Annotated in this window: 16 protein-coding genes; 11 read left to right on the top strand and 5 right to left on the bottom strand. The window is 71.7% G+C overall.

Translation table 11 applies throughout. The features are described from left to right. Positions 1-81 precede the first annotated feature (81 nt). The 6 genes from ACFO6S_RS02900 (at position 82) to ACFO6S_RS02875 (ending at position 7,335) form a co-directional block, all read left to right on the top strand. The gene (locus ACFO6S_RS02900; protein WP_378414080.1) at positions 82-1,083 is read left to right on the top strand and encodes a zinc-binding alcohol dehydrogenase family protein; all 1,002 of its coding nucleotides are present in this window, start codon (positions 82-84) and stop codon (positions 1,081-1,083) included. Positions 1,084-1,226: 143 nt separating this feature from the next. Then, complete coding sequence (locus tag ACFO6S_RS02895; protein ID WP_378413920.1) at positions 1,227-4,535, top strand: error-prone DNA polymerase; 3,309 nt, start codon at positions 1,227-1,229, stop codon at positions 4,533-4,535. Positions 4,536-4,720: 185 nt separating this feature from the next. Further along, positions 4,721-4,990, top strand: a complete 270-nt coding sequence (locus ACFO6S_RS02890; protein WP_378413919.1) for a metal-sensitive transcriptional regulator — start codon at positions 4,721-4,723, stop codon at positions 4,988-4,990. Continuing rightward, complete coding sequence (locus tag ACFO6S_RS02885; protein ID WP_378413917.1) at positions 4,987-5,592, top strand: class I SAM-dependent methyltransferase; 606 nt, start codon at positions 4,987-4,989, stop codon at positions 5,590-5,592. Before ACFO6S_RS02890 ends, ACFO6S_RS02885 begins: the two co-directional genes overlap by 4 nt. A 90-nt stretch (positions 5,593-5,682) precedes the next feature. After that, positions 5,683-6,075 (top strand): DUF302 domain-containing protein, encoded by a 393-nt coding sequence (locus ACFO6S_RS02880; RefSeq protein ID WP_378413915.1) that lies wholly within the window; start codon positions 5,683-5,685, stop codon positions 6,073-6,075. A 123-nt stretch (positions 6,076-6,198) separates the two neighbouring features. Then, positions 6,199-7,335, top strand: coding sequence for a hypothetical protein (locus tag ACFO6S_RS02875; RefSeq protein WP_378413914.1), 1,137 nt, complete (start codon positions 6,199-6,201; stop codon positions 7,333-7,335). Here ACFO6S_RS02875 and ACFO6S_RS02870 read toward each other — a convergent pair. Continuing rightward, positions 7,332-8,453: an SLAC1 family transporter gene (locus ACFO6S_RS02870; RefSeq protein WP_378413912.1), complete on the bottom strand. Its 1,122-nt coding sequence runs from the start codon at positions 8,451-8,453 to the stop codon at positions 7,332-7,334. The two genes, ACFO6S_RS02875 and ACFO6S_RS02870, sit on opposite strands and share 4 nt — an antisense overlap. A gap of 92 nt (positions 8,454-8,545) precedes the next feature. Between ACFO6S_RS02870 and ACFO6S_RS02865 the strand changes: the two genes are divergently transcribed. Beyond that, positions 8,546-9,433 (top strand): LysR family transcriptional regulator, encoded by an 888-nt coding sequence (locus ACFO6S_RS02865; protein WP_378413910.1) that lies wholly within the window; start codon positions 8,546-8,548, stop codon positions 9,431-9,433. A gap of 24 nt (positions 9,434-9,457) precedes the next feature. Here ACFO6S_RS02865 and ACFO6S_RS02860 read toward each other — a convergent pair whose 3' ends face one another. After that, the gene (locus tag ACFO6S_RS02860) at positions 9,458-9,922 is read right to left on the bottom strand and encodes a tRNA (cytidine(34)-2'-O)-methyltransferase (RefSeq protein ID WP_378413909.1); all 465 of its coding nucleotides are present in this window, start codon (positions 9,920-9,922) and stop codon (positions 9,458-9,460) included. Between the two features lie 124 nt (positions 9,923-10,046). Here ACFO6S_RS02860 and ACFO6S_RS02855 point away from each other — a divergent pair, with 124 nt between their 5' ends. After that, entirely contained in the window at positions 10,047-10,376 is a 330-nt protein-coding gene (locus ACFO6S_RS02855) for a hypothetical protein (RefSeq protein WP_378413907.1), read from the top strand. 105 nt (positions 10,377-10,481) lie between these two features. Beyond that, entirely contained in the window at positions 10,482-11,087 is a 606-nt protein-coding gene (locus tag ACFO6S_RS02850; RefSeq protein ID WP_378413905.1) for a pentapeptide repeat-containing protein, read from the top strand. A gap of 9 nt (positions 11,088-11,096) precedes the next feature. Here the strand turns inward: ACFO6S_RS02850 and ACFO6S_RS02845 are convergent, their stop codons facing one another. Then, positions 11,097-11,618: a GNAT family N-acetyltransferase gene (locus ACFO6S_RS02845; protein ID WP_378413903.1), complete on the bottom strand. Its 522-nt coding sequence runs from the start codon at positions 11,616-11,618 to the stop codon at positions 11,097-11,099. Between the two features lie 31 nt (positions 11,619-11,649). Between ACFO6S_RS02845 and ACFO6S_RS02840 the strand changes: the two genes are divergently transcribed. Continuing rightward, positions 11,650-12,510: a bifunctional methylenetetrahydrofolate dehydrogenase/methenyltetrahydrofolate cyclohydrolase gene (locus tag ACFO6S_RS02840; RefSeq protein WP_378413901.1), complete on the top strand. Its 861-nt coding sequence runs from the start codon at positions 11,650-11,652 to the stop codon at positions 12,508-12,510. Between the two features lie 20 nt (positions 12,511-12,530). After that, positions 12,531-12,824, top strand: coding sequence for a DUF3017 domain-containing protein (locus ACFO6S_RS02835; protein WP_378413899.1), 294 nt, complete (start codon positions 12,531-12,533; stop codon positions 12,822-12,824). Between the two features lie 79 nt (positions 12,825-12,903). On the opposite strand, the gene metX (ACFO6S_RS02830) is transcribed toward ACFO6S_RS02835, so the two are convergent. Both metX (ACFO6S_RS02830) and metX (ACFO6S_RS02825) read right to left on the bottom strand, forming a co-directional pair. After that, positions 12,904-14,031 carry a homoserine O-acetyltransferase MetX gene (gene metX / locus ACFO6S_RS02830; RefSeq protein ID WP_378414078.1) on the bottom strand — a complete coding sequence of 376 codons (1,128 nt, stop codon included), beginning with the start codon at positions 14,029-14,031 and terminating at the stop codon, positions 12,904-12,906. A gap of 156 nt (positions 14,032-14,187) precedes the next feature. After that, positions 14,188-15,318, bottom strand: a complete 1,131-nt coding sequence (metX, locus tag ACFO6S_RS02825) for a homoserine O-acetyltransferase MetX (protein ID WP_378414076.1) — start codon at positions 15,316-15,318, stop codon at positions 14,188-14,190. Between the last annotated feature and the right edge of the window lie 30 nt (positions 15,319-15,348).

Here is a 15,348-nt window from a genome sequence, read left to right as displayed (position 1 = left end):
GTTTCGGTCGGTCACGTCCGAAGGCTCTGGTGCCGGGCGGCGCGGGGGTGCAGAGTTGTCCGCATGGACGTTCCCGGCGTCATGACCGGGTGGCAGGTTCGCCGGCCCGGGCCGATCCGCGGCAGACCGCTGGACCAGGTGTCGATGCCTGTGCCGACGCCGGCGCCGGACGAGTTGCTGGTGCGGGTCCGGGTGTGCGGCGTGTGCCGGACGGACCTGCACGTGACCGAGGGCGAGCTCCCGGTGCACCGGCCGGACGTGGTGCCCGGTCACGAGGTGGTCGGCGAGGTCGTGGACTGGGGTGGGGAGGTGGGTCCGGGATTCGGCCTCGGCGACCGGATCGGGATCGGCTGGCTCCGGCAGACCTGCGGGTCGTGCCGGTACTGCCTCGCCGGTCGGGAGAACCTGTGTCCCGGTTCTCGGTACACCGGCTGGGACGTCGACGGCGGCTACGCGGAGTACGCCCTCGTGCCGGCCGCGTTCGCGCACCGGCTGCCCGACGGCTACCTCGACGAGGAACTGGCGCCGCTGCTGTGCGCCGGGATCATCGGGTACCGGGCCCTGGCCTGCGCCGAGCTCCCGGAGGGCGGCCGGCTGGGCATCTACGGGTTCGGCGGCAGCGCACACCTCGCCGTGCAGGTTGCCCTCGCCCGGGGCGCCGAGGTGCACGTGATGACCCGCGGGGCGCGGGCACGGGCCCTGGCGCTCGACCTCGGGGCGTCGTCGGTGCAGGGTGCGGCGGACCCGCCGCCGGTGCCGCTGGACTCGGCGATCCTGTTCGCCCCGGTCGGCACGCTCGTTCCGCCGGCGCTCGAGGCGCTGGACCGCGGCGGCACGCTGGCGGTCGCGGGCATCCACCTGTCGGACATCCCGCGGCTGAACTACCGACGGCACCTGTTCGAGGAGCGCCGGCTGCGGTCGGTCACCGCGAACACCCGCGCGGACGCCCGGGAGTTCCTCGACTTCGCGGGCGCGCACCGGCTCCTCGTCACCGCCAACGCCTACTCGTTCGACGAGGCGGACCGCGCGCTCACGGACCTGCGGGAGGGCCGGGTTGCCGGCGCCGCCGTGCTCGTCGTGTGACGTGGCGGGGCGCCGGGCCGACCCCGCCGGTTGACACCCCACCACCCCGCGTCGCAAAATAGAACGCACGTTCGATGCGACTTCCCCGCTCGGGCACCGCGGGCAGAGCTCTCTGCCGCGGATGCGGACGGGAAGGAGCGGTAATGGGCTGGGGCAACGGGCCGCCGACGTGGTCGGAGATGGAGCGGGTGCTCTCGGGGCGTCCCGGGCGGAACCCGCCGGAGGCGATGTACCCCGGCGACGGCAGCGACAGCCCGGCCTGGTCCCGCAAGCGGGACGAGTACCGCGCCGGTGACCTCGCTCGGAGTCGGGAACCGGCGGTGCCCTACGCGGAGCTGCACGCGCACTCGGCGTTCAGCTTCCTCGACGGCGCCAGCCAGCCCGAGGAGCTGGTCGAGGAGGCCGTCCGGCTGGGACTCGAGGCGATCGCGCTGACCGACCACGACGGGCTCTACGGGGTGGTCCGGTTCGCGGAGGCCGCCAAGGAGTGGGGGATGCGCACCGTCTTCGGGGCGGAGATGGCCCTGCCGTCCGGGAATTCGGACTCCGCCGAGCCGCGGGTCGGCGCGCCGGATCCGGACGGCACCCACCTGCTGGTGCTGGCTCGTGGGCAGGAGGGCTACCGCCGGCTGTCCCGGCAGCTCGCCGCCGCGCACCTGTCCGGGGGCGAGAAGGGCAGGCCGCGCTACGACCTCGACGCGCTGACCGCCGCGGCGGGTGGGCACTGGCAGATCCTGACCGGCTGCCGCAAGGGGCACGTGCGGGGCGCGTTGGCGAGCGGGGGAGCGGCTGCCGCCGAGGTCGAGTTGCGCGGCCTGGTGGAGAGATTCGGGCCCGATCGGGTCACCGTCGAACTCACCCATCACGGCATCGCCGAGGACGACGAGCGCAACGCGGCGCTGGCCGAGCTCGCGGGCCGTTGCGGTCTTCCCGTGATCGCCTCCACCGCAGCGCATTTTGCCGGTCCGTCGCGGCGAAGGCTGGCCATGGCGATGGCGGCGGTGCGGTCCCGGCGGAGCCTGGACGAGGCCGCAGGCTGGCTGGCCCCGACCGGGGGTGCGCACCTGCGCTCCGGTGCGGAGATGGCCCGGTTGTTCGCCGCCCACCCCGCCGCGGTGCCGGGCGCGGCGGAACTCGGTCGCGAGTGCGCCTTCGACCTGCGGCTGATCGCGCCGCGACTGCCGCCGTTCGACGTCCCGGACGGGCACACCGAGGACAGCTGGCTGCGGGAGCTGACGATGGCAGGCGCGCGCCGCCGCTACGGCACCCCCGAGCAGCGTCCCGATGCCTACCGGCAGCTCGAACACGAACTGGCCATCGTTGCGCAGCTGACGTTTCCGGGCTACTTCCTGGTCGTCCACGACATCGTGTCCTTCTGTCGCCGCAACGACATCCTCTGTCAGGGCCGGGGCTCGGCGGCCAACTCCGCGGTCTGCTACGCCATCGGGATCACCAACGTCGACCCGGTGGGCAACCGGCTGCTGTTCGAACGGTTCCTCTCGCCGGAGCGGGACGGTCCGCCGGACATCGACGTGGACATCGAGTCGGACCGGCGGGAGGAGGCCATCCAGTACGTCTACGGCAGGTACGGCCGCGACTACGCCGCGCAGGTGGCGAACGTGATCACCTACCGCGGCAAGATGGCGGTGCGGGACACCGCCCGGGCGCTGGGGTACTCGCAGGGCCAGCAGGACGCCTGGAGCAAACAGGTCAGCCGGTGGACCGGGGTGAGGGACGAGACCGACACCGACATCCCGCCTGCGGTGCTCGAGCTCGCCGGCGAGCTCGAGGGCCTGCCGCGGCACCTGGGCATCCACTCCGGTGGCATGGTGATCTGCGACCGGCCGATCGCCGACGTGTGCCCGGTCGAGTGGGCCCGGATGGCCGGCCGCAGCGTCCTGCAGTGGGACAAGGACGACTGCGCCGCGGTGGGGCTGGTCAAGTTCGACCTGCTCGGTCTCGGCATGCTCTCCGCCCTGCACTACATGATCGACCTGGTCGCCGAGCACGAGTCCGTCGCGGTGGACCTGGCGAAGCTGGACCTGTCCGAGGACGCGGTCTACGAGATGCTGTGCCGGGCCGACTCGGTCGGCGTGTTCCAGGTGGAGTCCCGCGCCCAGATGGCCACCCTGCCGAGGCTCAAGCCCCGCACCTTCTACGACCTGGTGGTGGAGGTCGCGCTGATCCGGCCCGGCCCCATCCAGGGCGGCTCGGTGCACCCGTACATTCGGCGGCGCAACAAGCTCGAGCCCGTCACCTACGACCATCCCTCGCTGGAGAACTCGCTCGAACGCACCCTCGGGATCCCGCTGTTTCAGGAGCAGCTGATGCAGATGGCGGTGGACGTGGCCGGGTTCACCGCCGCCGAGGCGGACCAGTTGCGCCGGGCGATGGGATCGAAGCGGTCGCCGGAGCGGATGGAGCGGCTGCGGGGCCGGCTCTACGACGGCATGCGCGAGCTGCACGGCATCACCGGTGAGGTGGCCGACCGGATCTACGAGAAGCTGTACGCCTTCGCCAACTTCGGCTTCCCCGAGAGCCATTCGCAGTCCTTCGCCTCGCTGGTGTTCTACTCCGCCTGGTTCAAGCTGCACCATCCGGCGGCATTCTGCGCGGGGCTGCTGCGGGCCCAGCCGATGGGCTTCTACTCGCCGCAGTCGCTGGTCGCCGACGCCCGCAGGCACGGGGTGCGGGTGCACGGGCCGGACGTGAACGCCTCCCTGGCCCACGCGGGTCTCGAGGGTGGGGGCGCCGAGGTGCGACTGGGCCTGGGCGAGGTGCGGCACATCGGGTCGGCGCTCGCGGCGAAGATGGTCGCCGCGCGGCAGGCGGGCGGACCGTTCGCCTCACTGCTCGACCTGACGGGGCGGGTGGAACTGACCACCGCGCAGGCGGAGTCGCTGGCCGCCGCGGGTGCGCTGGGCTGCTTTGCCGGCTCGCGTCGGCAGGCGCTGTGGGAGGCGGGCGCGGCGGCGGGGGAGCGGCCGGACCGACTGCCGGGGATCGGGGCTGCGGTCACCGCGCCGACGCTGCCCGGGCTGAGCGACGTCGAACTCGCGGCCGCGGATGTGTGGGCGACCGGGGTCTCCCCGGACTCGTACCCCACCCAGTTCCTGCGACCCCAGCTCGACGCACTGGGCGTGGTGCCTGCGGCCGGGCTGCTGGCCGTCCCCGACGGCGACCGGGTGCTGGTCGGCGGCGCGGTGACCCACCGGCAGCGCCCGGCGACCGCGGCCGGCGTCACCTTCCTCAACCTCGAGGACGAGACCGGGATGGTCAACGTGGTCTGTTCGGTGGGGCTGTGGGCGCGCTACCGCACCCTCGCGCACTCCGCGCCGGCGCTGTTGGTGCGTGGGAGGGTGCAGAACGCGGAGGGGGCGGTGACGGTGGTCGCGGACCGGTTGCAGCGGATGGACCTGCGGACGGCGGGCAGGTCGAGGGACTTCCGGTGACCGGCACGAGAGCCGTCGACGCGAGGCCCGTCACATCGGGAACACAGATCCGATGCGGCGCGCTATACCCCATAGGGTATGTAGCCCTCGCCGTGAAGGGCTCCGGGAGATGCCCCGCAAGATACCCCGAGGGGTACTCTCGAGGCGTTGGATTCGACGGGAACACGAGTAGTGGAGGTGTCGGCATGACCGGAGACGAGGAGAGCATCGCCCTGGTGCTCAACAGGCTGCGGAGGGCTCAGGGCCAGCTCGCCGGGGTCATCTCGATGATCGAGGCCGGCCGCGACTGCAAGGACGTGGTGACCCAGCTCGCCGCGGTCTCGCGGGCGCTCGACCGGGCGGGCTTCAAGATTGTCGCGACCGGGCTGCGGGACTGCATGAACGGCACCAGCAGGGAGAACCAGGAGCCGATGACGGAGGCGGAGCTCGAGAAGCTCTTCCTCGCGTTGGCGTGAGCGCCGGGATGGACGCCGTCGACTGGGACGCCCGATACCGGGACAGTCCCGACCCGTGGGGTCAGGACCCGGCCGCGACGATCACGGAGCGGCTCGCCGGTCGGATCCCCGGTCACGCCGTCGACCTGGCCTGCGGGGACGGCCGGCACGCCCGCTGGCTGCACCGGTCGGGCTGGACGGTCACCGGCGTGGACTACTCGGCCGTCGCGATCGAGGCGGCCCGCGCCACGGACCCCGACGGCGGGATCGACTGGCAGGTCGGCGACGTCACGCGGTGGGCGCCCGCCGGCCCGGTGGACCTGGTGCTGATGAGCTTCCTGCACCTGCCCGTCGCCGAACTGGTCGAACAGGTGGCACGGGCCGCGCGGTGGCTCGCACCCGGTGGTCGGCTGCTCTACCTCGGCCACTCCCTGGAGAACTACCACCGCGGGGTCGGCGGACCGCCGGACCCGGCGATCCTGCCGGACATCGGTGACCTGGCGCGGGCCGCGGACGGACTGCGGGTGCATGCGCTCGAGCACGTGTGCAGGCAGGTGGGCGACGCCGTCGCGATCGACATCCTGCTCGAGGCCTCCCGGTGGGAGCCCCCGCGGCACCGGTGAATTGTCGCCACCCCGATGACAAGTCGCGGCAACCGCGAACCGGATCGACCAGAACCTCAACCACATCAACAGACACAGAGGACGGACATCATGGAACTCGGCATCGGAACCCGACTGGCCGCACCCTTCGAGGACGTGGTGGAGCGCACCCGCAAAGCACTGCAGGAGCAGGGTTTCGGGGTGCTGACGGAGATCGACATGCAGGCCACACTGCAGGCGAAGATCGGCGAGGACATCGGCCGGTACCTGATCCTCGGCGCCTGCAACCCGAAACTCGCCCACCGCGCGGTCGGTGCCAACCGTCAGATCGGACTGCTGCTGCCCTGTAACGTCGTGGTTCGCGAGGACGGCGGCGGCGACGTGGTGGTGGAGGCGATGAATCCGGAACTGATGGTTCAGGTCTCCGGTGATCCGGGGCTGCGGGCGGTGGCCGACGACGCGACCGCTCTGTTGCGCTCGGCGATTGCCGCTCTCGCGGGCTGACCTGCGGGCTCGGAAGCCCGGGGAGCAGTATGTAGCGGGTAGCAGTATGCAACACCGTGGCGGGGCGTGATCGGTTCGGCCGCGGTTGTCTCAATGTGGTTGTCACCGAACGGGGTTAAGTGCATGTCCGTGGGAATTGGGCTCAGGGTAGGCAGCATCGTGTCGACGACGGTGGTCGCGTCGAACGACGCGGGCACTCCCGACCCGGTGGTCATCGCCCGTGACACCGTGCTCTACGTGTATCCGGACGGCGGCACGGTCCTGGGCGGCGCGGAGGCGCACGACGAGGACGTCGAGCACACCAGCACGGTGTCGGGCTTCCTGGCGCGGGTTGGGGACTCGGCCGGTGTCTCGGGCAGTGACGGGACCAGGTACCGGGCCGAGGACGTCGTAGCCAGTGCGTTGCGGAGCCTGCTTCGCGAGTGCGAGCCGCTGCCGTCCCACGGCGGCCGCGCAGGCGGGCCCCCGGAGGTGGTGGCGGCCTACCCGTCGCGATGGGACGCCGAGATCGTCGCAGAGCTGCGGGAGGCCCTGGACTACGCGGGGATGCAACAGGTCTCGTTGGTGTGTGATGCCGAGGCGACCAGTGCCTGGTTCGCGTCCGAGGTCGCCGAGCGTCCCGGCCAACTCATCGGTACCTATCACGTCGACGACGGCGGTTCCACGCTGACGCTGGTGCGCGCGGGCAGCGTCGTCGGGCGTTCGTTCCGCTTCCCGGCCGGCAGCGGATCCTCGCCGACGGCGCAGCTCTCCACCGCGCTGGGCGCGTTCGGCTGGCTCCCGTCGAACCTCGACGCCGTGGTGGTGACCGGCGACGGACTGGTGGCCCGCGACGCCGACGCGTTGCGCGGCGTGGCCACCGCAATGGCCCAGAAGTTCGGTGTGCACTGCGTCGTCGGTCCCGGTCCCGAACAGGCAGCCGCGCTGGGCGCCGCGGTGCTCGCGGCCGGCTTCAGCCCCGCAGTCCAGCCCAAGCGGCCGATCGGCCTGCCCCCGTCCTACGACGTGACGGAGGTGTTCGCCACGATCCCCAGCCACCCGAGCGGCGAGCTGGCTGTCGTCGGGGAGCGGTCGGTGGCCGCGGCGATGGTGGCGGCCGACGAGGAGGCGGCCGACCCCGAGCGCCGCGGTGGCGCGAACTCGGGCGGTGACCCGGCCGAGCCCGCGCCTGCCGCGGGTGGCCGGACACGGGTCCTCGTCGTTGCCCTCGTGGTGATCGTGTTGCTCGCCCTCGTCGGCGCCGCGGTGCTGTTGCTCTAGCGCGGCGGGACCGGCGGCACGCTCGCCGACCCGAGCAGGGTTCCCGTCCACAGCCCCCGCGCGGTTTGCGCGGCGACCAGGCACCAGACGGTGACCAGCAGGGCGAGCAGGGCGGCCGACAACCATGCGGTGGCCATCGAACCGGTGGCCACACTGAGCGCGCCTGCGCCGACCGCGCAGGTGCCGATCGGGAAGGTGAAGCTCCACCAGCTCATGGTGAAGCGCAGTCCGCGGTTTGCGGCGTGGACCGTCAGCACGCAGGCGAGGCCGAACGCCAGGACCCCGAGGCCGCCGACCACTCGGCCGTAGCCGACGCCGAACGCGTGCAGGTCGGCGGCGACGGCGGGGCCCACGGCGTCGCCGGCGTAGCGGCCCAGCAGGTTCGCCGCGGCGACGGACTGGCCGATGACCCCGAGCGGGATCCACACCGTCGGCATGGCGGCGAGCGCGGGCAGCCCGTGCGAGCGGGTGTGTCCGATCACCGTGACCAGTACCGCGCTCGCCGCGGTCAGGGCGAAGACGAACAGCGCGTAGCAGGCGACGAGCAGGGCGAGCCGGGCCGGGCCGGAGGGCAGGTGCGAGAGCAGTGCGGCGCCGGTCGAGGCGGAGACCATCGGGGCCACCACCGGCATCAGCCACGCGGGGGTCGGGGTGCCCGTCACCATGCGCGCCGGGATCACCGCCGCCACCACCACGCCGACGGCCGTCCCGATCAGCCACAGGGTCATCGCGATCGCGGCGGCGGGCCGGTCCCCGATCAGGTCGGCACCGGCCGCCAGGGTGCCCGCGCCGACGGTGAGGATCCCCATCGCGACGGCACCGAAGAACGGGGCGGTGGCGGCGTTGCGGGCGTGCGCGAGTGCGTGTTCGCGGTGCAGCAGCCACAGCGCGCCCGTCGCGACGGAGAGGACCAGCAGCGCCGCGGCGGCCAGCAGCCAGAAGGTGCGGGCGACCACCAGATGGCCGGGCAGGTGCACCGGCAGCGCCGCCGCGCCCACCGCGACGATCCCGGTGCCCATCACCACGGCGAACCAGTTCGGGGTGAGCCGAGCCAGGAACGGGGTCGAGTCGGTCGCGACGGTGGGGACGCGAACCGCGGTGAGGGTGGTGGTGGCCATGCATCCAGCGTGCGCGAACCCGGTCGCTGCTGGTAGACGGCTTCTCCTTGACTGGCCACAACGGATACTTGTGACGCACTACTGTTGAGGGCATGCCGCTCTCGCCCCGTGTCCCCGAACTGGCCGCCCTCGATGTGCTGGTCTCCGTCGCGCGCCTGGGCAGCATGGGGGCGGCGGGCCGCGAGCACGGACTCAGCCAGCAGGCCGTCAGCGCCCGGGTGCGCTCCGCCGAACGCCAGCTCGGCATCCGGGTGTTCGACCGGGCACCCACCGGCGTCACGCCGACCTACGAGGGCGGGCTGGTGCTCGAGTGGGCGAGCGGCACGCTGGCCGCAGCCGAGGAGCTGGCATCGGGCATCTCGGCGCTGCGCGACGAACGCGAGGCCAACCTCACCGTCGCGGCGAGCATGACCATCGCCGAGTATCTGGTGCCGGGCTGGACGGTGACCATGCGCCGCAAGAACCCGACGGTGGTCACCTCGGTGCGGCTGCTGAACTCCACCGACGTGGCGGCCCGGGTGCTCGCGGGGGAGGCGGACCTCGGGTTCGTCGAGGGGCCGGAGGTCCCGGACGGGCTGCACGCCCGCGAGGTGGCCCGCGACGAGCTGGTGGTGATCGTGCCGCCCGGACACCGGTGGTCGAGTGCCGGGCCGATCGCCCGAGCCGAGCTGGCGCGTACCCCGCTGATCCAGCGCGAATTCGGCTCCGGCACCCGCACGACGCTGGAGAAGGCGGTACCCGGCTGCGTCGACCCGCTGCTCGAGCTCACCTCCTGCACGGCAGTCAAGGCGGCCGTGGTGGCCGGCAACGCGCCGGCGGTGGTGTCCTCGCTCGCGGTGGCGGCCGACCTGACCGACGGCCGGCTGGTGTCCGTGGAGGTCGAGGGTCTGCGGTTGCCGCGGCGTCTGCTGGCGGTGTGGCCGGTCGGCCGGGAGCTGCGCGGCGCGGCCCGCGAGTTCCTCGACATCGCGGTGGGGTGAGCGCGCCGCCGCGGTAGGGACCGGCTAGCTGCCGCCCGCGAACCCGTGTTGGCGCCACGCCTCGTAGACCACGACGGCGGCGGCGTTGGAGAGGTTCAGCGACCGCCGGCCCGGGACCATCGGGATCCGGACCTGCGCCGTGACGTGCGGGTCGGCGAGGACCTCCTCGGACAGGCCGGTCGGCTCGGGGCCGAACAGCAGCACGTCGCCCGGCTGGTAGGCGACGTCCGCGAACGAGGTCTGCCCGTGCGCGGTGAACGCGTACACCCGCTCCGGAGCCAGTGCGGTCCACGCGGCCTCCAGGTTCTCGTGCACCGTCACCGAGGCCAGGTCGTGGTAGTCGAGCCCGGCTCGACGCAGTTTCGGCTCGGACAGGTCGAAGCCGAGCGGGCCGACCAGGTGCAGCTCACAACCGGTGCCGGCCACCATCCGGATGGCATTGCCGGTGTTGGGCGGGATCTTGGGCTCGTGGAACATCACTCGGAACACACGGGCCAGCTTGCCAGGGCCGCCCGGCGGTATCGACACAGGCCGGATGTGATGTCGGCGAACCCGGCTCGCTGTCTGACACGAGCGGTAACCTTCCCCAGACCTCAGAACCGAAAGGTGCGCAATGCCACCCGTGTACGGCCCGCAGGAGTACCCGATCGAGCCGGTACCTCAGCCCACTCCCGAGCAGATTCAACACGAGGCAATGTTGGAGGAGCAGCGTAGGCAGCAGGCCTGGGCTGACCACTATGCGCGCCAGGAGTCCCAGGGATACCCGCCGCCTCCGCAGCAGGCATACCCGATGTACCAGCAGCCGGTGCCGGTGGTGAATCAGACGGTGGTGGTGAACAACGCCAAGTCGGGATGCAACCACACGCTGCATCTGATTCTCACCCTGGTGACCTGCGGGCTCTGGCTGCCGGTGTGGATCCTCTGCGCAATCGTCCAGGGCTGAGTCCGTTCGGGGCCTGGTCGACCGGCCCCGAGTAGCAGATGGTTGCCGGGCCCCGGGGCACCTCCCAGGCACACACCCGGCCGGGGCCCAGGGGAGGATCGGGGCATGGCACAGGAACCCGAGCAGATCGTCGGCGAGGACTACTCGGACGCGCGGTTGCCGCGCCAGCACTGGCAGGACCGGCACTACACCGGTTGCAACTTCCGCGACGCCGACCTGAGCGAGCTGCGTACCGAGCGGGTGGTCTTCACCGACTGCGATTTCACCGGCGCCGACCTGACCGGCTCACACCACGAGTCGAGCGCCTTCCGGTCCTGCGCCTTCACCCGGACCAGGCTCTGGCACAGCACCTTCCGGTCCTCGACCCTGCTCGGGTCCACCTTCGTGGACTGCCGGCTGCGGCCCATCGTGTTCCAGGACGTGGACTTCACGCTGGCCTCGCTCGGCCGTGCGGACCTGCGTGGGGTGGATCTGACCGACTGCCGCCTGCGGGAGGCGAACCTGGTCGAGGCGGACCTGCGCAAGGCGGTGCTGGCGTCGGCTGACCTGAACGGCGCCCGCACCGCGGGCCTGCGGCTCGAGGGGGCGGACCTGCGCGGCGCGCGCGTCGACGCGGCCCTGTGGACCAGCGCCAAGCTGGAGCAGGCGCGGATCGAGCTCACCCAGGCGATCGCGATGGCGACCGCGCTCGGCCTGGTCGTCGAGCCGTGACGGGGCCGGTCAGCGCACGAACTCACGCGCCAGCAGGTCCATCAGCAGGCCGTCGGCCCAGCTGCCGTCGTGGTTCATCTCGTACTCGCGCATCACCCCGACGTCCTTGAATCCGACCTTGCGATAGCAGGCGATCGCGGGGGTGTTGGCGACCTTCGGGTCGATGACCAGCCGGTGGTAGCGGTGGTCGTCGATCAGGTGCGCACACAGCACCCGCACCACTTCCGTGCCGAGGCCGCGGCCCTGGGTCGCAGGGTCGAGGAACAGGTCCAGGCCGGCGTGCCGGTAGTCCGGGTCCGGTTCGAAGTACCACTGGGCGAACCCGACGACCCGATCGTCCTCGAGCACCGTGTACTTGACGGTGTTCGGGACCTGCGCCTCGGGCCAGTCGTCGTCGGGCATCTGCCACCACTTGCGTACCTCGGGCAGCCGGTGGATCTCGCGCAGTCGGTCGCGGTGCTCGGGTCGCACCGGCGTCAAGACGACCCGCGGTCCGCGGAGTTCGGGGGCAACTTCAGGAGTCGATGCCATGCTCTCAGTATTACCTGAAACAATGGCGTCCGTGACTGCGACGATCCTGGATGGCAAGGCAACCCGAGACGAGATCTTCATCGACCTGAAGGCCAGGGTCGACGCCCTGCGGGCGCGGGGTATCACCCCCGGCCTGGGCACCGTGTTGGTGGGTGACGATCCCGGATCGGCGTCCTACGTGCGCGGCAAGCACAGCGACTGCGCGAAGGTCGGGATCACCTCGATCCGACGCGACCTGCCCGCGGACGTCACCCAGGCCGAGCTCGAGGCCACCATCGACGAGCTCAACGCCAACCCCGAGTGCACCGGGTACATCGTGCAGCTGCCGCTGCCCAAGCACCTGGACGAGAACGCCGCGCTCGAGCGGATCGACCCGGACAAGGATGCCGACGGCCTGCACCCGGTGAACCTCGGCCGCCTCGTGCTGGGCAAGGAGGCCACCCTGCCCTGCACCCCGCGCGGCGTGGTGCACCTGCTGCGTCGCTACGACGTGCCGATCGACGGCGCCCACGTCACCGTCGTCGGCCGCGGCGTCACCATCGGCCGCCCGATCGGGCTGCTGCTGACCCGTCGCAGCGAGAACGCGACCGTCACCCTGTGCCACACCGGCACCAAGGACCTGGCCGCCGAGGTCCGCCGCGCGGACATCGTCGTCGCCGCCGCCGGCGTCGCGGGCCTGATCACCGCGGACATGGTCAAGCCGGGCGCCGCGGTGCTCGACGTCGGCGTCAGCCGCACCGCCGACGGCCTGCGCGGGGACGTCGCCGACGACGTCCGCGAGGTCGCCGGATTCATCTCCCCGAACCCGGGTGGTGTCGGTCCGCTGACCCGGGCGTTCCTGCTGAGCAACGTCGTCGAGCGCGCCGAGCAGCTCGCCGCCGGTACGGCGTAGCCCCGGTGACTGCCGCCCCGATGTCGACCACGAACCGCTGGCTGCGGACGGCCCGACGGAACGCGCCGCTGCTGGTGGTGCTGGCCGTGGTGCTCGTTGCCATCGGCTTCGTGCTGGCCGACCGGTGGCGGCGCGGCACCTTCGTGTTCGGCATCGCGACCCTGCTGGCCGCGGGCTTCCGGCTGTGCCTGGACCCCGAGGACGTCGGTGTGCTCGCCGTTCGCGGCCAGGGGTTCGACGTGGCCGCGATGACCGCGGTGGGCGTCGCAATCGTCTGGCTGTCGGTGTCCATCGATCCGCTCGGGACCGGCTGAGCGCCTTCGGCCACCGGTTCTCGAGGTGAGCTACTGGGTGCTGCCGCCGGCGACGGCGGCAGCACCCGTCTCGGCTCGGCTAGGAGTCGCCCCGCCCCGCCCTGGCCAGCGCCAGCGTCTCGCCGACCAGCCCGGTGACCCACTCGACCTCGGTGAGGAAGCCGTCGTGACCTGCCGGTGAGTGCGCCACCCGCAGGCCGTCACAGCCCGGCAGATGCTCGGCCATGTGCTGGAGCTGGCGCAGCGGCATGATCCGGTCCGAGTCGATGGCGCCGACGATCACCGGGACGTGCGTCGCCTGCAGCGCGGCCTCGATCCCGCCGCGGCCGCGGCCGACGTCGAATCGGTTGACGGCCTTGCTCAGGGCCACGTAGCTGCCGGGATCGAAGATCGCGATCAGCTTGTCCGCGCAGTACTCGAGGTAGCTCTGCACCGCGAAGCGGCCGTCGCGCCAGATGTCCTCGCCGTCCTGTCCGGCGTTCGAGAACTGGTCGTCCAGCGCGGCCTCGCCGCGGTACGACAGGTGCGCGAACCTGCGGGCGATGCTCAATCCCATGCTCGGTGTCCTGCCGGTGCCGTAGTAGTCCCCGCCCTGCCAGTTCGGATCGGAGGCGATGGCGTCGATCTGGGTGGTCTGGCCGCCGATCTGATCTGCGGTGGTACGGGGTCCGACCGCCAGGACCAGGGCTGAGTCGACCCGGCCCGGATGGCTGACCATCCACTCGAGGACGCGCATTCCGCCCATCGAACCGCCGACGACGGATGCGAACCGGCTGATTCCCAGCGCGTCGGCCACCGCGCGTTCAGCCTCGACCTGGTCGCGGACCGAGATCAGCGGGAACCGCGAGCCCCAGGCGTTGCCGTCCGGGGCCGGCGAGCTCGGTCCGGTGGTGCCTGCGCAGCCGCCGAGCACGTTGGTGGCCAGCACGCACCACTCGCCGGTGTCGAGCGGGGCTCCCGGGCCAACCATGCCGTTCCACCAGCCGGGCGTGACGTGTTCGTCGTCTGCCGGGCCGGTGACGTGTGAGTCGCCGGTCAGGGCGTGCTCGACGAGCACGATGTTGTCCATGGTCGGGCTCGGCGTACCCCAGCACTGCACGGCGACGGTGACGTCCGGTAGGACGTCACCGCACTCGAGCTGAAGCGAACCGATGCTGATCCGGGTCAGCCGCCCGTCGGTAGGGGGAAATGCGGCGGCCCCGCGCAGGTCCTGCTCCGGCACGACGATCGTGAAGGCCTCGGTCGGAAGCTGCTCGACGGGGGTCGCTGGGTTGATCGCCGTCGCACTCACAGCGGCGATGTTATCGATATGAGATGCCCGACGAGGGCAATCGCGAGAATCCGGAAAATGGTGTGGTTCCGGTCAGCGCAGGGCAGAATCGGGGCCGCTGCGACCGGCCTTGGCCAGCGCCAAAGTCTCACCGACCAGCCCGGTAACCCATTCGACCTCGGTCAGGAAGCCGTCGTGCCCGGCCGGTGAGTGCACCACTCGAATGCCGTCACAACCCGGCAGCATTTCCGCCATCGCCTCGATCTGGTGCAGCGGCATGATCCGGTCCGAGTCGATGGCGCCGACGACCACCGGAACCGGGGTGGAGGTCAGGGCAGCCTCGATGCCACCGCGACCCCGACCGACATCGTGCTTGTTGGCGCAGTGCGTGAGGGCGACGAAGGAGCCGGCGTCGAAGGTCGCCACCAGCTTGTTCGCGCAGTAGTCGAGATAGCTGTGGACGGCGTAGCGGCCGCCGTTCCAGATGTCCTCGCCGTCCTGCGAGGAATTCGCGAACTGGTCGTCCAGGGCCGCCGCGCCGCGGTACGTCAGGTGAGCGAACCGGCGGGCGATGTTCAGGCCGTTGTCCGGCGAGGTGCCGGTGCCGTAGTAGTCGCCGCCGTGCCAGTGTGGGTCTGCGGCGATGACGTCGATCTGGGCGGTGTGCCCGCCGATCTGGTCTGCGGTCGCTCGGGGGCTGACCGCGAGGAGCAGGGCCGAGCGGATCCGATCGGGGTGGCCGATCATCCATTCGAGGGCGCGCATGCCCCCCAACGAACCACCGATGACGGTGGCGAACTGCGCGATCCCCAGGACGTCCGCCAGCGCGCGCTCCGCTTCGACCTGGTCGCGGACGGAGATTGCGGGGAAGCGTGAGCCCCAGGCCTTGCCGTCCGGGGCCGTCGAGCCGGGTCCGGTGGTACCGCGGCAGCTGCCGAGCACGTTGGTGACGAGCACGCACCACTCGTCGGTGTCGATCGGCGCTCCCGGGCCGACCATGCCGTTCCACCAGCCGGGGGTGATGTGGTCGGGACCGGCCGGGCCGGTGACGTGTGAGTCGCCGGTCAGCGCGTGCTCGATCAGCACGATGTTGTCGAGTTCCGGGCTCGGGGTTCCCCAGCACTGCAGTGCAACTGTCACGTCCGGCAGCACCGCACCGCTCTCGAGCTGCAGCGGACCGATGTCGACACTGGTCAGTCGTCCGTCCGACGGTGGAAACACCACAAACCCGGCGGGCGGTGAGTCGGGCGTGGA

Source organism: Rhodococcus kronopolitis (assembly GCF_042654025.1).
Taxonomy (GTDB): Bacteria; Actinomycetota; Actinomycetes; order Mycobacteriales; family Mycobacteriaceae; genus Rhodococcus_G; species Rhodococcus_G kronopolitis.
Note: the sequence above shows the minus strand (reverse complement) of the source record. Positions and strands in the feature narration are given on the sequence as shown.